The organism is Stenotrophomonas sp. WED208, assembly GCF_040984485.1.
Taxonomy (GTDB): Bacteria; Pseudomonadota; Gammaproteobacteria; order Xanthomonadales; family Xanthomonadaceae; genus Stenotrophomonas; species Stenotrophomonas riyadhensis.
Window position 1 is genome coordinate 1,139,235 of record NZ_JAZARB010000001.1, and the last position, 15,956, is coordinate 1,155,190.

The following is a 15,956-nucleotide window of genomic DNA, read 5'->3' on the forward strand; positions in this document are numbered from 1 at the left end:
GTACCGGACAAGCCGCTATTCTAACGGCTTGCCGGGCCATCCGATGGCTGCGGCGCAGCATTTCCGCCATGGGAGCCCGACCGGTGTTGACCCTGATCCAACGTGACGATTGCCACCTGTGCGACATGGCCCTGGCCGAACTGGCCAAGGCGCGGGCCCCGGAGTTCGAATCGGTGTTCCTGGATGACCAGCCGGCGCTGGAAGCACGCTACGGCGCGCGGGTGCCGGTGCTGCGTGACGAGCGCGGCGAGCGTGAGCTGGACTGGCCGTTCGATGCAGCCACGGTGCAGGCCTGGCTGGCCGTCGATCGGTAGTGCCGGCCGCTGGCCGGCAACTGCCCGGATCGGTGAGGTTGCCGGCCAGTGGCCGGCGCTACCGGAGATGATGGCCGGGGCGGTGCCCCGGCCTGTTGCTTATTTCGCGTTGAACTTCACGATCGTGCTGATCGCGGTGTCGTCCGGGATGGTCTTGGTATCGGCCCAGTCACCGCCGCCGACACCGAAGTCCAGGCGCTTGACCGTGGCCTTGCCGGTCAGCACCGGCTGGGTGCCCGGCTTCCAGGTGAAAGTAAGGGTGACCGGCTTGCTGACGCCGCGCAGCTCCAGCGTGCCATCGGCGGCGAACTGGTCATTGCCCACCGCGCGGAAGCCCTTGGCGGTGTAGCGCGCAGTGGCGAACTTGCCGACGTTGAAGAAGTCGGCGCCCTGCAGGGTCGAGTCGCGGTCGCTGTTGCCGCTCTTGGCACCGGCCAGCGGAATCACCACGTCCAGCGAACCGGCGGCCGGATTGGCCGGGTCGAAGCTGAGCTTGGTGGCAAAGCCCGGGAAGCTGCCGGTGAACACTTCACCGTCGTACTTGGTGGCGAACACCAGGATCGAACCGGCGCCGGGAGCCTGCGCGTAGTCGGCGGCGAGCGCCGGAGCAGTGGCCAGCATGCCGGCCAGGGCGGCGGCCACGGCGGCCGGGGTGGTCAGTTTCAGGTTCATCGGTCAGTCCTTCTGAGGGGAGGCGAGCCAGCCGCGCGGCAACATGCGGGACAACGTCGCATCGCGCTGGAACAGGTGGTGGTAGAGGGCAGCACCGGCATGGGCCAGCACCACCGCGATCAACAGCCAGAAGCCGTATTCGTGGAGGGCATGGGACACCGCGACGACCTGCGGATCCGGGCCACTCAGCTTGGGCACGTCGACCAGGCCGAACCAGCGGAACGGGCGCAGGCCACTGGCCGAGTCGTACAGCCAGCCCGACAGCGGGATGGCGAACATCAGCACATACAACAGCACGTGGGTGGCGCTGGCGATGCGCTCCTGCCAGCTGGGCACGCCCGGCACCGGCTTGGGGGCGCCGGCGTACAGGCGCCAGCCGAGGCGGAACAGCACCAGCGCCAGTACGGTAATGCCGATCGACTTGTGTGCGGTGTAGACCCAGAAGTACTTGGGGGTCTTGGGCAGTTCGCCCATGGTCAGGCCGACCACGCCCAGGGCGAGGATCAGCAGTGCGATCAACCAATGCAGGATCTGGCTGACACTCCCCCAGGCGGCGGGGGTGTTCTTGGCGGTCATGAAAGGTCCTCTAGCGGGCCGTCTTGGGGTCGGAGTGCGGAACGGGAGCGGGAGTTCCCGGGGCGTCGCTGCGGTCGAGGGTGGCTTCAGCCTCGATCCTCAGCTGTACTGCATCACCGATGACGCCCGGCCAGGCGGTGATGCCGAACGCGCGCCGGCTCAGCGTGGTGCTGGCGGAAAAACCGGCGGTGCGTCGGAACGGGGGGAGGGGGTAGCGCTTGATGGCATTGAGGGTCACGTCCAGGGTGACTTCCTGGCTGACGCCGCGCAGGGTCAGGGTACCGATCACGTGCGCACGCTTGGCATCGATCGGTTCGACCCGGCTGGAGACGAAGCGTGCGCTGGGGAAACGCTCGCCGTCGAGCAGGCTGCGGGCCAGCGTGGCCTGGTTCCATTTGGCGTCACCAAGGTCCAATCGCGACACGGGTACCTCGACGTCCAGCGTGGCTTCGCGCCAGTTGTCGGGATCGAACTGCAGGCGGCCTTCACTGCCGGAGACCGTACCCATGGCCTGCGAGTAGCCCGCGTGGTCGATGGTGAACAACACCCGTGTATGCACCGGATCGAGGCGATAGGTGTCTGCGTCCGCCCAGGCGGGGGCGGTGGCGAGCAGCATGGGCAGCAGGGCCAGGCAGGGACGCATCGATGGCGGGCTCCGGAAGGGGACGCTGTGATCATACGCACAGGCCCCTGCCAACGATGCGCACATGGCTGCAACAGTTCGTGGTGGGGCCACCCGTGGAAACAGGCTGTTGCAGCCATGAACCCGGCCCTGTGTGACAATCGGGCCAGGACAGGGGGTTCAGGATGACGAGTGGCTGGCGCCGGTGGTGCCGAGGCATCGTGGGCATGGGGCTGTTGCTGATGGCGTTGAGCTCGGCAGCTGCGGCCCCGGACATGGCAGAAACACCGCGCCTGCGCCGTTTCGGTGCAGCCGAAGGCATGCCCTCGCGCATGGTGCTGGCGTTGGCCGAGGACCGCCAGGGGCACATCTGGGCAGCCACCGACGGTGGCCTGGTGCGCTATGACGGCGATACCCTGCGGGTCTGGGAACATGATCCGGAACAGCCGGGCTCGCTGCCCGGCAATGAGATCGAGACCCTGCTGGTCGATCCGCTGGACCGCGTCTGGGTGGGTATCAATGGCAAGGGTGTGGCACGCCTGGATGCGGACCGCGAGCGATTCAGGACCTTCGATGCGGTCAATGGTCCGTGCCTGGGCCAGTTCTGGACGCTGGCCTACGCCGAGGATGCGCTTTGGATCGGCACCAGCAGCCAAGGCGTCTGCCGGTTCGGGGAGGATGGCAGCCTGCGCTTCTTCAAGCACGACCCCGCGCGCCTGGACGGCCTGCCCAGCAACACCATCTACAGCAGCCTGGTTGATGCGCAGGGGCGCCTGTGGATCGGCACCGAGCGTGGGGTGGCACGCTGGAACGGCCGCGGATTCGAATCTGTGGCACCACGCGAGCTGGGCGTGTTGAGCGTGCTGCGGATGAGTCGCGATCCGGATGGCTCGATCTGGATCGGCAGCCAGAACGACGGTCTGTACCGCATCGATGCGCAGGACCGGGTCAGCCGCCCGCGCTGGGTCGACAGTGCCCGCCTGCGTTCGGCACTGGTGCTGGCCGATCGCCAGGGGGGCTACTGGGCGGGTACATCAGACGGTCTGCTGCGTGGCGATGCCAGCGCACTGCGGCGGCTCGAGGGCGACCGTGGCAGCGGCTTCCTCACGGCGCAGAGTGGCGTGCTTGATCTGCTGCAGGACCATGAGGGCGGATTGTGGGTGGCGCTGCTGACCCAGGGTCTGGCCTACCTGCCGCCGGACTGGCGCCGCTTTTCGATCTGGAACCAGCTCGATGGCAAGCCATTGGACAGCCAGTACCTGTTGAGCGCTGCCAGTGACGGCCAGAATTATTACGTGGGATCGGCGCACGGCGTGTACCAGCTGGATACGCGCGGCACGCTGCGCCTGCTGGCCAGCGATCGTGAGATCGGCAGCGGTGCGGTGTGGTCGGTGCTGCCGCGCCCGGATGGGCGCCTGTGGCTGGGGCGTGCTGGTCGCATCACTGTGTATGACCCGACGACACGCGCACTGCAGGATTGGCACATTGATGGTGGCGCCGACCTGCGCCAGCGCATCGATCTGATGCGCCAGGCGCCTGATGGCACGGTCTGGCTTTCAGTCATGAACCTGGGCCTGCAGCAGCGTAGTGCCGACGGCCGCGTGCTGCGCAGCTATCCGCTGGACGATTTCCGCAAGGCGGCCGATTCACCGATCGAGCAGATCCGTTTCGACGCCCAGGGCAAGGTCTGGGTGATGGGCGACATGGGCATCTGGCGCGAGCATGCCGGGCGCTTCGAGGCGGTGCCGGGTGTCTCGCGTGGTTTGATCTACGATCTGGTGTGGGTTGATCCGCAACAACTGTGGCTGGCCCGCCAAGGGGCGCTCGAGCGCTACCAGTGGGATGGCATGAGCCTGCGCCTGATCCAGCGCATCGATGGAAGTGCCGGCGTGCCACCGGTCAGCATGGGGGGCCTGGCATTGGCCGACAACGGACGCCTGTGGGCGACCACGCCGCGTGGTCTGCTGCGTTGGGACCCCAAGGCACGGCGCCTGCAGCAGTTCAACGAACGCGATGGCCTGTCCGACGCCGAATTCACCAGCCGACCGCCAGCGGTGAATGCTGATGGCCGCGTGCTGGCAGTCGCCCAGACCGGCCTGGTCGCCTTCGATGTGAATGCCGCCGACGTCGTGCTGCCGGAATCGTCGCTGGTGATTGCCGACGTGCGCGTGCGCCGCGACGATGCGCGTGGCTGGCAGCCACTGCCGAACGCCGGCACATTGCTGCTGGGGCCGGATGATCGCGACCTGCAGATCGACGCTCGACTGCTGTCATATGCCAATCCCCAGGGCAACCGCTACCGCTTCCGGGTACGCGGTTACGACCAGAACTGGGTGGAGCAGGGCGGCAACGGCCAGCGTACGCTTTCGCGTTTGCCCACCGGAAGCTATGTCATCGAAGTGCAGGCAGCCACTGCCAGTGGTGCATGGACACCCTCACAGAAGCTGCAGGTGAAGGTGCTGCCGCCCTGGTGGCGCAGCGGCATGGCGATCTTCGGCTACATCCTGATCGGCTCGCTGCTGCTGCTCACCCTGGTGTGGTCGATCCGGGCGCGCCTGCGTCGCCGCCAGCAATGGCAGTTGACCGTGCACAAGCAGGAACTGGCCGAACAGGCCTCGCAGGCCAAAAGCCGGTTCCTGGCCACGCTGGGCCATGAGGTGCGCACGCCGATGACCGGGGTGCTGGGCATGAGCGAGCTGCTGCTGGCCACGCCGCTGGACCCGGTGCAACGCAGCTATGCCGGTTCGATCCAGCAGGCTGGAAGCCATCTGCTGCGGCTGGTGAACGATGCGCTGGACCTCGCGCGCATCGAAGCCGGTCGACTGGAGCTGGATCTGCGTCCGTTCGACCTGGCCGGCCTGCTCGACCAGGTACAGACGCTGATGCAGCCGATGGCGAAGCAGCGCAAGCTGGATTTCCAGCGTGGCGGCGATCCGCCGGGCCCGATCAGTGTCAGCGGCGACGAGATGCGCGTGCGGCAGATCCTGCTCAACCTGCTGGGCAATGCGATCAAGTTCACCGAGCGTGGCCATGTCGGCCTGGCGGTGCGCCTGGAGGAGAACGGCGGTGGCCTTTGCTTCGAGGTGCACGACAGTGGCCCGGGCATCAATGCCGAGCAGCAGGACCGCCTGTTCCACCGCTTCGAACAGGCCGATGGCCCACGCACAGCATCGCGCTACGGCGGCAGCGGGCTGGGCCTGGCGATCTGCCAGGAGCTGGCCGTGGCGATGGGCGGGCGCATCGAAGTGGACAGCCAACCGGGCAAGGGCGCGCGCTTCCGGGTACGGTTGCCGCTGCCCTGGACCCGGCAGGCGGCCGTCGCAGCGGGCGATGCTCCGGCGCAGCCGGTATTGCCGCCGTTGCGCATCCTGCTGGTCGAGGACGATGCCACCGTGGCCGAGGTCATCGCAGGCCTGTTGCGCAGCCGTGGCCATGACGTGGTGCACGTTCTGCATGGTCTGGGCGCGCTGTCGGAGATCGCCACCGACGGCTTTGATGTCGGCCTGCTCGACCTCGACCTGCCGGCGCTGGACGGAACCGCCATCGCCCGCCAGCTGCGTGCCCTGGGGTATGAGCTGCCGTTGGTGGCGGTGACCGCGCGCTCCGATGCCTATGCCGAATCGCAGGTGCTGGCTGCCGGTTTCGATGGCTTCCTGCGCAAACCGGTCACCGGCGACATGCTGGTGGCGGCGATCGCCCAGGCCCGTACAAAACGACAGACCGCAACGTGAAAGCGTCGGCGCCGGGCGTGAACGGCGCGACTTTCGGTTTACCATGCCGACGCCCGCAGCGCGGGAATCATCAGGGCAGCGTGAGGAGGCAATCGGTGGCGTATCTGCGGGCGGCGATGCTGCTGCTGGTCCTCCTGTGCTGCCTGTCACCCGCTGCAGCGCAGCCGGTGCCGCCAAGCCCGCGCCAGGTGACGGTGTTCGACGGCCTGCCGTCCAATACCGTCAATCGCATGGCCGAAGATCGCTACGGCTACCTGTGGATCGCCACCAACGATGGCCTGGCCCGCTACGACGGGCGCAACTACCGGATCTGGCGCTCGGAAGACGGGTTGCGCGACAACCGCATCTGGACGGTGCTGGTCGATGCGCGCAACCAGCTCTGGATCGGTACCGAGAATGCCGGTCTGGTGCGGATGTCGGCCGATCGCCGCCAACTGCATTTCTACGACCGCAGCAGCCAGCCGTTGATGGGCACCAACACGGTCTGGAGCCTGGCGACTACGCCCGACGGTTCGATCTGGTTCGGAACCCACGAGGGTGGGTTGTACCGACTGGACAACCAGGATCGGTTGCAGCGCTTCCTGCCGGAAGCCAACAATCCGCGCAGCCTGCCTGCGGCATCGGTTCCGTATCTGGCTACCCTGGCCGACGGCAGCCTGTGGATCGGCACCAAGCACGGCGTTGCGCGCTGGACCGGCACCGATTTCGAACGCATTGGCACCGACGTCATTCCCAGTCTCCTGATCAATGGCCTGACCACCGAGCCCGACGGCAGCCTGTGGATCAGTACGATGGCCGGCGCCATCGTGCGCCGCCCTGATGGTCGCTTCGAGGCGCCGCCGTGGAAGCTGCCTGAAGGCGAGCAGGTGCTGGGCATGATGCTGCGCGATGAACAGGGCGGGTACTGGCTGGACACCCGTACAGGCCTCGGCCGCGCGGTCGACGGCCAGTACCGGACCGTACCGCTGTACAGCGCGGTGGCACGTGGACCGGTACGGCCGAACTGGACCGGTGCCTACGAGGACCGTGAAGGTGGCATCTGGCTGGCGAGCACCAACGCCGGGCTGTGGCATCTGCTGCCCCGCTGGTGGCAGTTCTCGGTGCTGTCGCGGCTGGAGGACGATCCCCGCTCGCTGCGCAACGCCTACGTGCTGGGCACCAGCCCATCCCGGAATGGCGGCATCTGGACGGTGGGTAGCCATGGTGCGCTGGACCGCTTCGACCCGAAGACCGGCAAGATCGAACAGCACCGCACCTGGGTCAACGGCATGCACTGGCTGAGCTCGGTGCGCGAGGACCGCCGTGGACAGGTCTGGATCGGTTCGAACGATGCCCTGCTGCGCTATGACCCGGAGCAGCGCGATCTACGTCGCTGGGGCCGCGACGCCGGCGCCGACGCAACCATGGAAGGCATCATCGAGTCGATGACGACCTGTGATGGCGACAGCCTCTGGCTGATGCTGTCGTCCGGCCTGCAGCAGCGCGACCTCGACGGGCGCCTGCGCCGTCAGCTGGACAACGGCCAGCGCGGCCTGCAGCAGGGGCAGCTCAACCTCGACGTGGAATGCGGGCCGCAGGACCACATCTGGCTGGCCAGCAGCCGCGGCCTGCTGCAGTGGTTGCCGGAAAGCGAACGATTCCAGCCGGTGCCGGGTGCGCCGGCGACGGCGATCCACGCACTGCACGTGGGTGCCGATGGCCAGGTATGGCTGTCCGAGGATGGTCGCCTCTCGCGCTACCGCTGGAGCCAGGGCCGGCTGGAACGGCAGGCCGTGGTCGGCGCCGAGCAGGGCTATCCGGCGATCTCCGCGTCCGGGCTGGTGGTTGACGCGCAAGGGGTGGTCTGGGCCACCAGCGCGCGCGGCCTGGTACGGATCGGCGCCGATGGCCAGAGCGTGCGCCTGTACGGTGTGCACGATGGCCTGCCCAGCCAGGAGTTCCGCGAGCACACGCTGGTGATGTCGGAGGACGGCCACCTGGTGGCCGGTACACCGGCCGGCGTGGTGGTGTTCGACCCCGAGCAGGTACGACCGTCGGTGCGGCGTGCACCGCTGGTGATCGAGCGGGTCGAGGTGCGTCGCAATGACCAGGTGCTCGACCTGACCCACGACACGCCGTTGCAGATTGCCGATGGTGATCGTGACCTGCGCATCGTCGCGCGCCTGCTGTCGTTCGCTGATTCGGCGTCCAACAGTTACCGCTACCGGCTGGCCGGCTACGACCCCGATTGGGTGGAAGTGGGACCGGCCGGTGAGCGTCTTTTCTCGCGCCTGCCACCGGGCAGTTACCGCCTGGAAGTGCAGGCGCGTTCGGCCGATCACGTCTGGTCGCGGGTGCAGAGTCTGGAGTTCCGCGTACAGCCGCCGTGGTGGCGTAGTCTGTCCGGGTTGCTGGTGCTGGCCTCGATCGCGCTGCTGCTGACCAGCTGGTTCGCCTGGCTGTATCGCCGCCGCCTGCAGCGCCGCCACGCCTATCAGCTGGCGCTGCACAAGCAGGAACTGGCTGAGCAGGCCTCGGCGGCGAAGACCCGTTTCCTGGCCAACCTCGGCCACGAAATCCGTACCCCGATGACCGGCGTGCTCGGCATGAGCGAGCTGCTGCTGGCTTCGCACCTGGATCCGCAGCAGCGCGGCTACACGCAGTCGATCCGCCACGCTGGCGAACATCTGCTGCACCTGGTCAACGATGCGCTGGACCTGGCACGCATCGAGTCCGGCCGCCTGGAGCTGCAGTCCAAGCCGTTCGCGCTGAGCTGCCTGCTGCAGGATCTGACGGCGTTGATGGGCCCGTTGGCCGCACAGAAGGGCCTGCGCTTCACCCTCGACAACCAATTGCCCCCAGGCCTGCAGGCCACCGGCGACTCGATGCGGGTACGCCAGATCCTGCTCAACCTGCTCTCGAATGCGGTCAAGTTCACCAGCCGTGGCACCATTACCCTGCATGCACGCAGTGATGGCGAGCTGCGCGCGTTGCATTTCGAGGTGCGCGACACAGGTCCGGGCATCAGCCAGGAACAGCAGCAGCGGTTGTTCCGCCGCTTCGAGCAGGCCGATGGCGCCCGCACTGCCGCGCAGTACGGTGGCAGTGGTCTGGGCCTGGCGATCTGCCGCGAACTGGCGCAGGCGATGCAGGGACGAATCCAGGTGGAGAGCCAGCTGGGCCGCGGCACCTGCTTCGGCGTGACCCTGCCGTTGCCGTTGGTGGTCGATGCCAGTGCCGAGGCCGAGGGCGAAGCGCATCGCGAGGACGTAGCCAACATGCCGCCGTTGCGGGTGCTGCTGGTCGAGGACGATGCCACCGTGGCCGACGTGGTGCGAGGCCTGTTGAGTGCGCGCGGGCATGAGGTGGTGCATGCAGGCCATGCACTGGCGGCGCTGCGCGAGATCAGCGCGGGTGATTTCGATGTCGGCCTGCTGGATCTGGACCTGCCGGGCCTGAGTGGTTTCGAACTGGCGCAGCACCTGCGCAACCAGGGCTACATGCTGCCGCTGCTGGCGGTGACCGCGCGCACTGATCCGGACCTTCAGCAGCAGGTGGAAGCGGCCGGCATCGGCGGCTTCCTGCGCAAGCCGGTGACCGGTGAGCTGCTGGTGGAAGCGATCGCCCGGGTGATGGGAAGGTAGGGTTTATTGCAGGGCTTGCAGCCCTGCACCTGCAGAATCAACGTCAACGTCAACGTCAAATGCCTGCATTCCGTGGGATGGCGGGGTGGGTCCGGTGGCGGGAGACGCCGTAAACCCGTCCCTGGGGGCTTGGCCGCGGCTTGCTCGTGTGCGCTGTCCTGCGCACACGGCAAGACCGGGGCTGGGCATCCTGCCCAACCCGCCCGAGGCATGCCTCGGACCCATGCCGCGGACACTCCCGCCACCGGACCCACCCCGCCTTCGAAAGCTTTCCGCGATCTGTCGGAGCACGGGGTCGGATCCCGTTGCTGCGCAACGGGCTCTGACCCCAATCTGGAATTCGATATCTGACAGATGTGTCGACCAAGGTCGACACCTACCAACAACCTCGCGTTCCAACAGTCGCCGTTACCCAAAGCCACGTGAACCTGTCAGAGGTGGGGCGGTGTGGGTTTGCAGGACCGTTGGCGCCATGGATGGCGCCATCGAGCCCCCAGGGACGGGTTTACGGCGTGTCCTGCAAGCCCACACCGCCCCGCCATCCCACGGAATGCTCGCTGTCGCTTCGGCTTCGGCCTCTGCGGGTGCAGGGTGCAACCCTGCCGAACCGCCTCACTCCGCGACGTGCTCGACCTGCCGTGGTTCGGGCTTGGTGTCCGGCAGCTGCCAGAAGATCATCGTCGAGGTCAGGGTGATCGCGCCCACGCACAGGAAGGTGGCGTGCAGCGCGGCGGTCGCGCTGTTGCTGTCCAGGTGATTGCCGAATGCGGCCAGCAGGCTGCCGGCGGCCGCGGCGCCGAAACCGGCGGCCAGCATCATCACCATCGACAGCAGGCTGTTGCCGGAACTGGCGAACTCGCGGTCCAGATCCCGCAGCGTCACGGTGTTCATCACGGTGAACTGCAGTGAATTGACCGCGCCGAAGAACGCCAGCTGCAGCAGGCGCCAGGCCAGATGCTGGCCGGGTGTCATCAGGATGAAGCTGGCCATCGCCAGGCCCACCAGCACGGTGTTGACCATCAGCACGCGGCGGTAGCCGTAGCGCTCGACCAGCTTCACCGCCAGCTTCTTCGACACCATGCCGGCCGCCGCCACCGGCACCATCATCAGGCCGGCATTCATCGGGCCCAGGCCGAGGCCGACCTGCAGCAGCAGCGGGATCAGCATCGGCATGGCGCTGCTGCCGATGCGCGAGAACAGGTTGCCGAGGATGCCGATGCGGTAGCTGGGCACGCGGAACAGGGCCAGCGAGAACAAGGGTGCGGTGGAGTTGGCGGCATGCAGCCAGTAACCGACCAGCGCGGCCAGGCCAGCCACGGTCATCAGCATCACCAGCGCATGTGGCGTTCCGAGCCCGGAGATGCCGTCCAGTGCCAACGACAGCACCACCATCGCGAAGGCCAGCATGATGTAGCCGCGCAGGTCGAAACGGGTGCGATGGCTGGCGTAGTGGTCGGGCATGATCTTCATCGCAGCGATGAAACCGATCACGCCGATTGGCAGGTTGATCAGGAACACCCAGTGCCACGACGCGATCTCGACCAGCCAGCCGCCCAGTGTCGGGCCGATCAACGGGCCGACCAGGGCCGGGATGGCGATGAAGCTCATCGCGCGCAGGAAATCCTCACGCGGTACCGAACGCATCACCGCCAGGCGACCGACCGGCAGCAGCATCGCACCGCCGATGCCCTGCAGCACGCGCGCACCGACCAGCTGGTGCAGGTGCTGGGCCAGCGCGCAGGCCAGCGAGCCGAGGGTGAACAGGATGATCGCCACCAGGAAGGTACGGCGGGTGCCGTAGCGGTCGGCGATCCAGCCGGAGGCGGGAATGAAGGTGGCCACTGCCAGCGCGTAGCTGAACACCACCGACTGCATCTGCAGCGGGCTCTCGCCCAGGCTGGCCGCCATCGCCGGCAAGGCCGTGTTGACGATGGTCGAGTCCAGCATCTGCATGAAGATCGCCAACGAAACCAGCCACAGCAGGGGGCGCTGGCGGTTGTAGGTCGATGGCGATGTGGACATGGGGTGCGGCCGGTGCAGCGTGGGGGACGCCATGATCGCGCACTGCGGGTCACGGCGCGATCAACATCGCGCCGCAACCGCATGGGCATTGTTCAGCGCTGGCTGTGCGCGTGCACCGCGTCGACCAGCACCTGCACGTGCGCCGGGTCCATGTCCGGCGACATGCCGTGGCCGAGGTTGAACACATGGCCCTCGCGCGAACCACCGTTGCCAGCGGCATAGGTGTCGAGCACGCGTGCTGCAGCGGCGGCGATCGCATCCGGCGAGGCGTACAACGTGGTCGGGTCGAGGTTGCCCTGCAGGGCGACGCGGCCACCGGTGCGGCGCATCGCTTCGTCCAGGTCCAGGGTCCAGTCCAGGCCCAGCGCATCGGCGCCGGTCTGCGACAGCGCTTCCAGGTGCAGGCCGGTGCCCTTGCCGAACAGGATCAGCGGCGTGCGCTCGCTGCCTTCGCCACGCTCCAGACCCTCGGCAATCCGCTGCAGGTAGCGCAGCGAGAACTCGCGGTACATCGACGGCGACAGCACGCCGCCCCAGGTATCGAACACCTGCAGGGCCTGTGCGCCGGCCGCGCGCTGCGCGCCGAGATAGGCGATCACCGCCTCGGTGGTGACCTCCAGCAGGCGGTGCAGGGCCTGCGGATGGTTCAGTGCCATCGCCTTGATCCGCGCGAAGTCCTTGCTGCCGCCGCCTTCCACCATGTAGCAGGCCAGCGTCCACGGGCTGCCGGAGAAACCGATCAGCGGCACCTGGCCGTCCAGCTCACGGCGGATCAGGCGCACCGCGTCCATCACGTAGCCCAGGTCCTGTTCCATGTCCGGCACCGCCAGCCTGGCGATGGCCGCTTCATCACGCACTGGGTGGCGGAACTTCGGGCCTTCGCCTTCGACGAAGTACAGCTCCAGCCCCATCGCATCGGGAATGGTGAGGATGTCCGAGAACAGGATGGCCGCATCCAGCGGGAAGCGGCGCAGCGGCTGCAGGGTGACCTCGCAGGCAATCTCCGGATTCTTGGCCATGGCCAGGAAGCTGCCGGCCTTGGCCCGGGTCGCGCGGTACTCCGGCAGGTAGCGTCCGGCCTGGCGCATCAGCCAGACGGGGGTGCAGTCCACCGGTTCGCGGCGCAGGGCGCGCAGCAGGCGATCGTTGCGGAGAGGGCTGGTCACGATGGGCATTCCTTGGGCGAATGAGGCAGCGGCGTCAGTCGCCGTGCGAAAGGATCTGGAAGCCGCGATGCAGTTCGGCATCGCGGGCCTTCTCGAAGGTGTGGCGGGCTTCGTCGGCCTGCAGGAACAGCTCGCGCCGCAGCTGCGAGCGGCTGCCGACGCGGCCGCTCTCGCGCAGCAGTTCCCAGCCGCCGAACAGATCCGGCTGCAGGCTCAGGCGCAGGAAGCGCGGTGCCTGCGCACCGGCGTCGGGATGTTGCAGGTAGACGTGCATGGCGCCGATTGTAGCGGGGCCAGGGTGACCCCGGCCGCAACGCGGTCGTACCGGCCGTTGGCCGGCAATCCTGCCGCGCAGCCCGGTAGTGCCGGCCGCTGGCCGGCTTCCCCGTTTGCTGAAGTTGCCGGCCAGCGGCCGGCGCTACCGGATCCCGGATACGGTCAGCCCGCGCCCAGCACCTTCAGCACCGCCGCTTCATCCACGTCCGGCACCACTTCGGCGCGGCCCATGCCGCGCCACAGCACCAGGCGCAGGCGGCCGGCCACGTTCTTCTTGTCCAGCCGCATGCGGCCGAGCAAGGCCTGCGGGTCCAGTCCTGCGGGGATCGTCACCGGCAGGCCCAGACGCTCCAGCAGTGCCTGCAGGCGCACGCGGTCGGCATCGTCGGCCAGGCCGAGGTCGGTGGACAGCTTTGCCGCCAGGACCATGCCCACCGCCACCGCCTCGCCATGGTTCAGCGCATCACGGCCCGGGGCGGAATAGCCCTGTTCGGTCTCGATGGCGTGGCCGAAGGTGTGTCCCAGGTTGAGCAGGGCACGCTCCCCCTTCTCGAACGGATCGCGTTCGACGATGGCGGCTTTGTGCCGGCAGCTGCGTGCAATTGCCTCGGCCAGCACCGCATCCTCGCCGGCCAGCAGCGCCCCGGCGTGTTGCTGCAGCCATTCGAAGAACACCGCATCGCCCAGCGCGCCGTACTTCACCACTTCGGCCAGGCCGGCGCGCAGCTCGCGCGGCGGCAGGGTGGCCAGCACGCGGGTATCGGCGATCACCGCGCGCGGCGGATGGAACGCGCCGACCAGGTTCTTGCCGGCCGGGATGTCCACGGCGGTCTTGCCGCCCACCGAGGAGTCGACCATCGCCAACAGGGTGGTCGGCAGCTGCACGCAGTCCACGCCGCGCATCCAGCAGGCGGCGGCGAAACCGGCGAGGTCACCGACCACGCCGCCGCCGAGGGCGAACACGCAGGCGTCGCGGGTGGCGCCGAGCGCGGCCAGCGCTTCGATCGCGCGGCCGAATTCGGCCAGGGTCTTGGAGGCTTCGCCGGCGGCCAGGACGTGCTCGCCGACGATCAGGTCGGGGCGTGCGGCCAACAGTGTCTGCTTCACGGCGGCCAGGTAGCGCGGAGCCACTTCGCTGTCGCTGAGCAGCAGCACGTGGCGGCCGCGAACGTGCGAGGCCAGCGCAGCGCCGTCGGCCTGGGCACCGGCGCCGATGGTGATGGAGTAAGGGCGGTCGCCGCCAACGGCGACCTGCAGCAGGGCGGGGGGAGTCATGCGGTCAGGTCCTGGCGCTGCCATTGCGTGGCCAGCTTGACCACCAGGTGGGCGGTCGCGTCGGCAGCGGTATACGGGTCGGTATCGAGGGTGAGGTCGGCCAGTTCGCGGTACAGCGGGTCGCGGTGAGCAGCCAGATCGTGCAGCACCTGCTCGCGGTCCGGGCGTTGCAGCAGCGGCCGGCCCTTGTCGCGGGCCAGGCGTTCCAACTGCGCGGCCACGCTGACCCGCAGGTAGACCACGAAGCCACGCCGGGCGATCAGTGCACGGTTGCCGGGATCCAGCACCGCGCCGCCACCGGTGGAGACCAGCTGGTTACGGCCTTCCAGCACGCGCGCAAGCGCCTCGCGTTCATGGCTGCGGAAGCCGGCTTCGCCGGAGTGCTCGAAGAGGGTCGGGATGCTGGCGCCGGCGGCATCGACGATGGCCTGGTCGACATCGACGAAGTCCAGCGTGAAGCGCTCGGCCAGGCGGCGGCCGATGCAGGTTTTGCCGGCGCCCATCGGGCCGATCAGGATCAGGTTCGGAGCAGGATTCATGCCCTCTGATGCTAACACCTCCGTGCCCCGGCCTTTACGTTCTTCACGTCAGGGTAGGCCTTCCTGCGGGGTCTCCCGCGCCAGCCGGAGTACAGGCCATGACGGTCGCCAAGGTCATCGAAATCACCGCCTCCTCGCCGAAGAGCGTGGAAGACGCCGTGCGCAGCGGGCTGAAGAAGGTCTCCGAGACGGTCAAGGGCATCCAGGGCGCCTGGGTGAACGAGACCAAGGTGGTCACCAATGGCAGCGGCGAGATCACCGAATGGCGGGTCAACCTGCGGGTGACGTTCCTGGTGGAATAGGCGCGCTCAGCGCACGTCCTGTACCTGGCGCTGGCCGTCCAGCACCACCACGTGGTCGGCCAAGGCGGGCAGGGCGTGCAGTGCCTGCCGGCTGACCCGCTCGTAGTACTGCACGAAGCGCTCCAGCTGTGGCCGGCTCATGCCGTGCCGGCCCGGCTGCGCGGCCTGCAGGTTCTGTTCCTGCTGCCAGCGCCAGCGTGGTACCACCGAAAAATCCGGTGGCTGCAGGAACCACAGGCGGTCGCAGCGCTGCCACAGCGCCGGGTAGTCTCGGGCCAGCGCCTGGTTGCACCAGCGACGCCATCGGCCATCGGCGTCGGCCTCGCGTTCCAGCGCGTTCAGCGGGCTGTCCAGCGCGTCGTCGTCCTGCGCGGGCGTGCCCAGGAACCAGCCTTCGAATACCAGCAGGTCCAGCGTTTGTTGCAGCTGCGGCCATTGCGCTTCGGGCAGGCGTTCGTCGGCCAGCTTGTCGAAGCGCGGCATGGCGAAGGGCTGGCGTGCGGCCACCGCGTCCAGCACGGCATGGGCCAGCGGCAGGTCGTGGGTGCCGGGCGGGCCGCGGGTGATCAGCAGCGGATGCACCTGGCGGGCCAGTCGCTGGCGCTGTGCACGGGTGAGGTAGACGTCATCGATCGACAGCGTGGCCGCGTTCAGGCCGCGTGCCTGGGCGCGCGCCACCACCTGCGCGGCCAGCGTCGATTTGCCGCTCCCCTGCAGGCCGCTGATCGCCAATACTGGAACCGCTGCACCGCTGTCCAGCGCATCATCCAGCGCCTGTTCGGCCAATGTTTCGGGGAATCCTTTCACCTGGGGCATATACGCAGCAGCGGCCATGCAG

13 protein-coding genes are annotated in these 15,956 nt (G+C 68.0%); 4 read left to right on the forward strand and 9 right to left on the reverse strand.

Features of this window, described 5'->3' with window-relative positions:
- Positions 1–83: 83 nt before the first annotated feature.
- Entirely contained in the window at positions 84–314 is a 231-nt protein-coding gene (locus VPH47_RS04995; protein WP_110714365.1) for a glutaredoxin family protein, read from the forward strand.
- 99 nt (positions 315–413) lie between these two features.
- On the opposite strand, the gene VPH47_RS05000 is transcribed toward VPH47_RS04995, so the two are convergent.
- From VPH47_RS05000 to VPH47_RS05010, 3 genes are read right to left on the reverse strand one after another with little or no spacing between them, the layout of a single operon-like run.
- A complete protein-coding gene (locus VPH47_RS05000) occupies positions 414–986 on the reverse strand; it encodes a YceI family protein (protein ID WP_110713200.1) in 573 nt (190 codons plus the stop codon).
- Positions 987–989: 3 nt separating this feature from the next.
- Positions 990–1,562: a cytochrome b gene (locus VPH47_RS05005; protein ID WP_153855745.1), complete on the reverse strand. Its 573-nt coding sequence runs from the start codon at positions 1,560–1,562 to the stop codon at positions 990–992.
- A 10-nt stretch (positions 1,563–1,572) separates the two neighbouring features.
- On the reverse strand, positions 1,573–2,205 hold the full coding sequence (locus VPH47_RS05010; protein WP_110713196.1) for a YceI family protein: 633 nt from the start codon (positions 2,203–2,205) through the stop codon (positions 1,573–1,575).
- A gap of 164 nt (positions 2,206–2,369) precedes the next feature.
- Between VPH47_RS05010 and VPH47_RS05015 the strand changes: the two genes are divergently transcribed.
- Positions 2,370–5,915 (forward strand): ATP-binding protein, encoded by a 3,546-nt coding sequence (locus VPH47_RS05015; protein ID WP_368850254.1) that lies wholly within the window; start codon positions 2,370–2,372, stop codon positions 5,913–5,915.
- Between the two features lie 95 nt (positions 5,916–6,010).
- Positions 6,011–9,538, forward strand: coding sequence for a hybrid sensor histidine kinase/response regulator (locus VPH47_RS05020; RefSeq protein WP_197612668.1), 3,528 nt, complete (start codon positions 6,011–6,013; stop codon positions 9,536–9,538).
- Between the two features lie 612 nt (positions 9,539–10,150).
- Here the strand turns inward: VPH47_RS05020 and mdtD are convergent.
- The 5 genes from mdtD to VPH47_RS05045 all read right to left on the reverse strand — a co-directional run bounded on the left by mdtD (position 10,151) and on the right by VPH47_RS05045 (position 14,816).
- Positions 10,151–11,560, reverse strand: coding sequence for a multidrug transporter subunit MdtD (gene mdtD, locus VPH47_RS05025; protein WP_010482759.1), 1,410 nt, complete (start codon positions 11,558–11,560; stop codon positions 10,151–10,153).
- Between the two features lie 92 nt (positions 11,561–11,652).
- Positions 11,653–12,735: a uroporphyrinogen decarboxylase gene (gene hemE, locus VPH47_RS05030; protein WP_019336385.1), complete on the reverse strand. Its 1,083-nt coding sequence runs from the start codon at positions 12,733–12,735 to the stop codon at positions 11,653–11,655.
- A gap of 25 nt (positions 12,736–12,760) precedes the next feature.
- Entirely contained in the window at positions 12,761–13,000 is a 240-nt protein-coding gene (locus VPH47_RS05035) for a WGR domain-containing protein (RefSeq protein ID WP_368850255.1), read from the reverse strand.
- Between the two features lie 164 nt (positions 13,001–13,164).
- Positions 13,165–14,277, reverse strand: coding sequence for a 3-dehydroquinate synthase (aroB, locus tag VPH47_RS05040; RefSeq protein WP_110713192.1), 1,113 nt, complete (start codon positions 14,275–14,277; stop codon positions 13,165–13,167).
- The gene (locus tag VPH47_RS05045; RefSeq protein WP_110713190.1) at positions 14,274–14,816 is read right to left on the reverse strand and encodes a shikimate kinase; all 543 of its coding nucleotides are present in this window, start codon (positions 14,814–14,816) and stop codon (positions 14,274–14,276) included. Before VPH47_RS05045 ends, aroB begins: the two co-directional genes overlap by 4 nt.
- A 98-nt stretch (positions 14,817–14,914) precedes the next feature.
- On the opposite strand from VPH47_RS05045, the gene VPH47_RS05050 reads away from it, so the two are divergent.
- Complete coding sequence (locus tag VPH47_RS05050; protein WP_005410663.1) at positions 14,915–15,118, forward strand: dodecin family protein; 204 nt, start codon at positions 14,915–14,917, stop codon at positions 15,116–15,118.
- Positions 15,119–15,124: 6 nt separating this feature from the next.
- Here VPH47_RS05050 and VPH47_RS05055 read toward each other — a convergent pair whose 3' ends face one another.
- Complete coding sequence (locus tag VPH47_RS05055) at positions 15,125–15,952, reverse strand: kinase (RefSeq protein ID WP_368850256.1); 828 nt, start codon at positions 15,950–15,952, stop codon at positions 15,125–15,127.
- Positions 15,953–15,956: the final 4 nt, after the last annotated feature.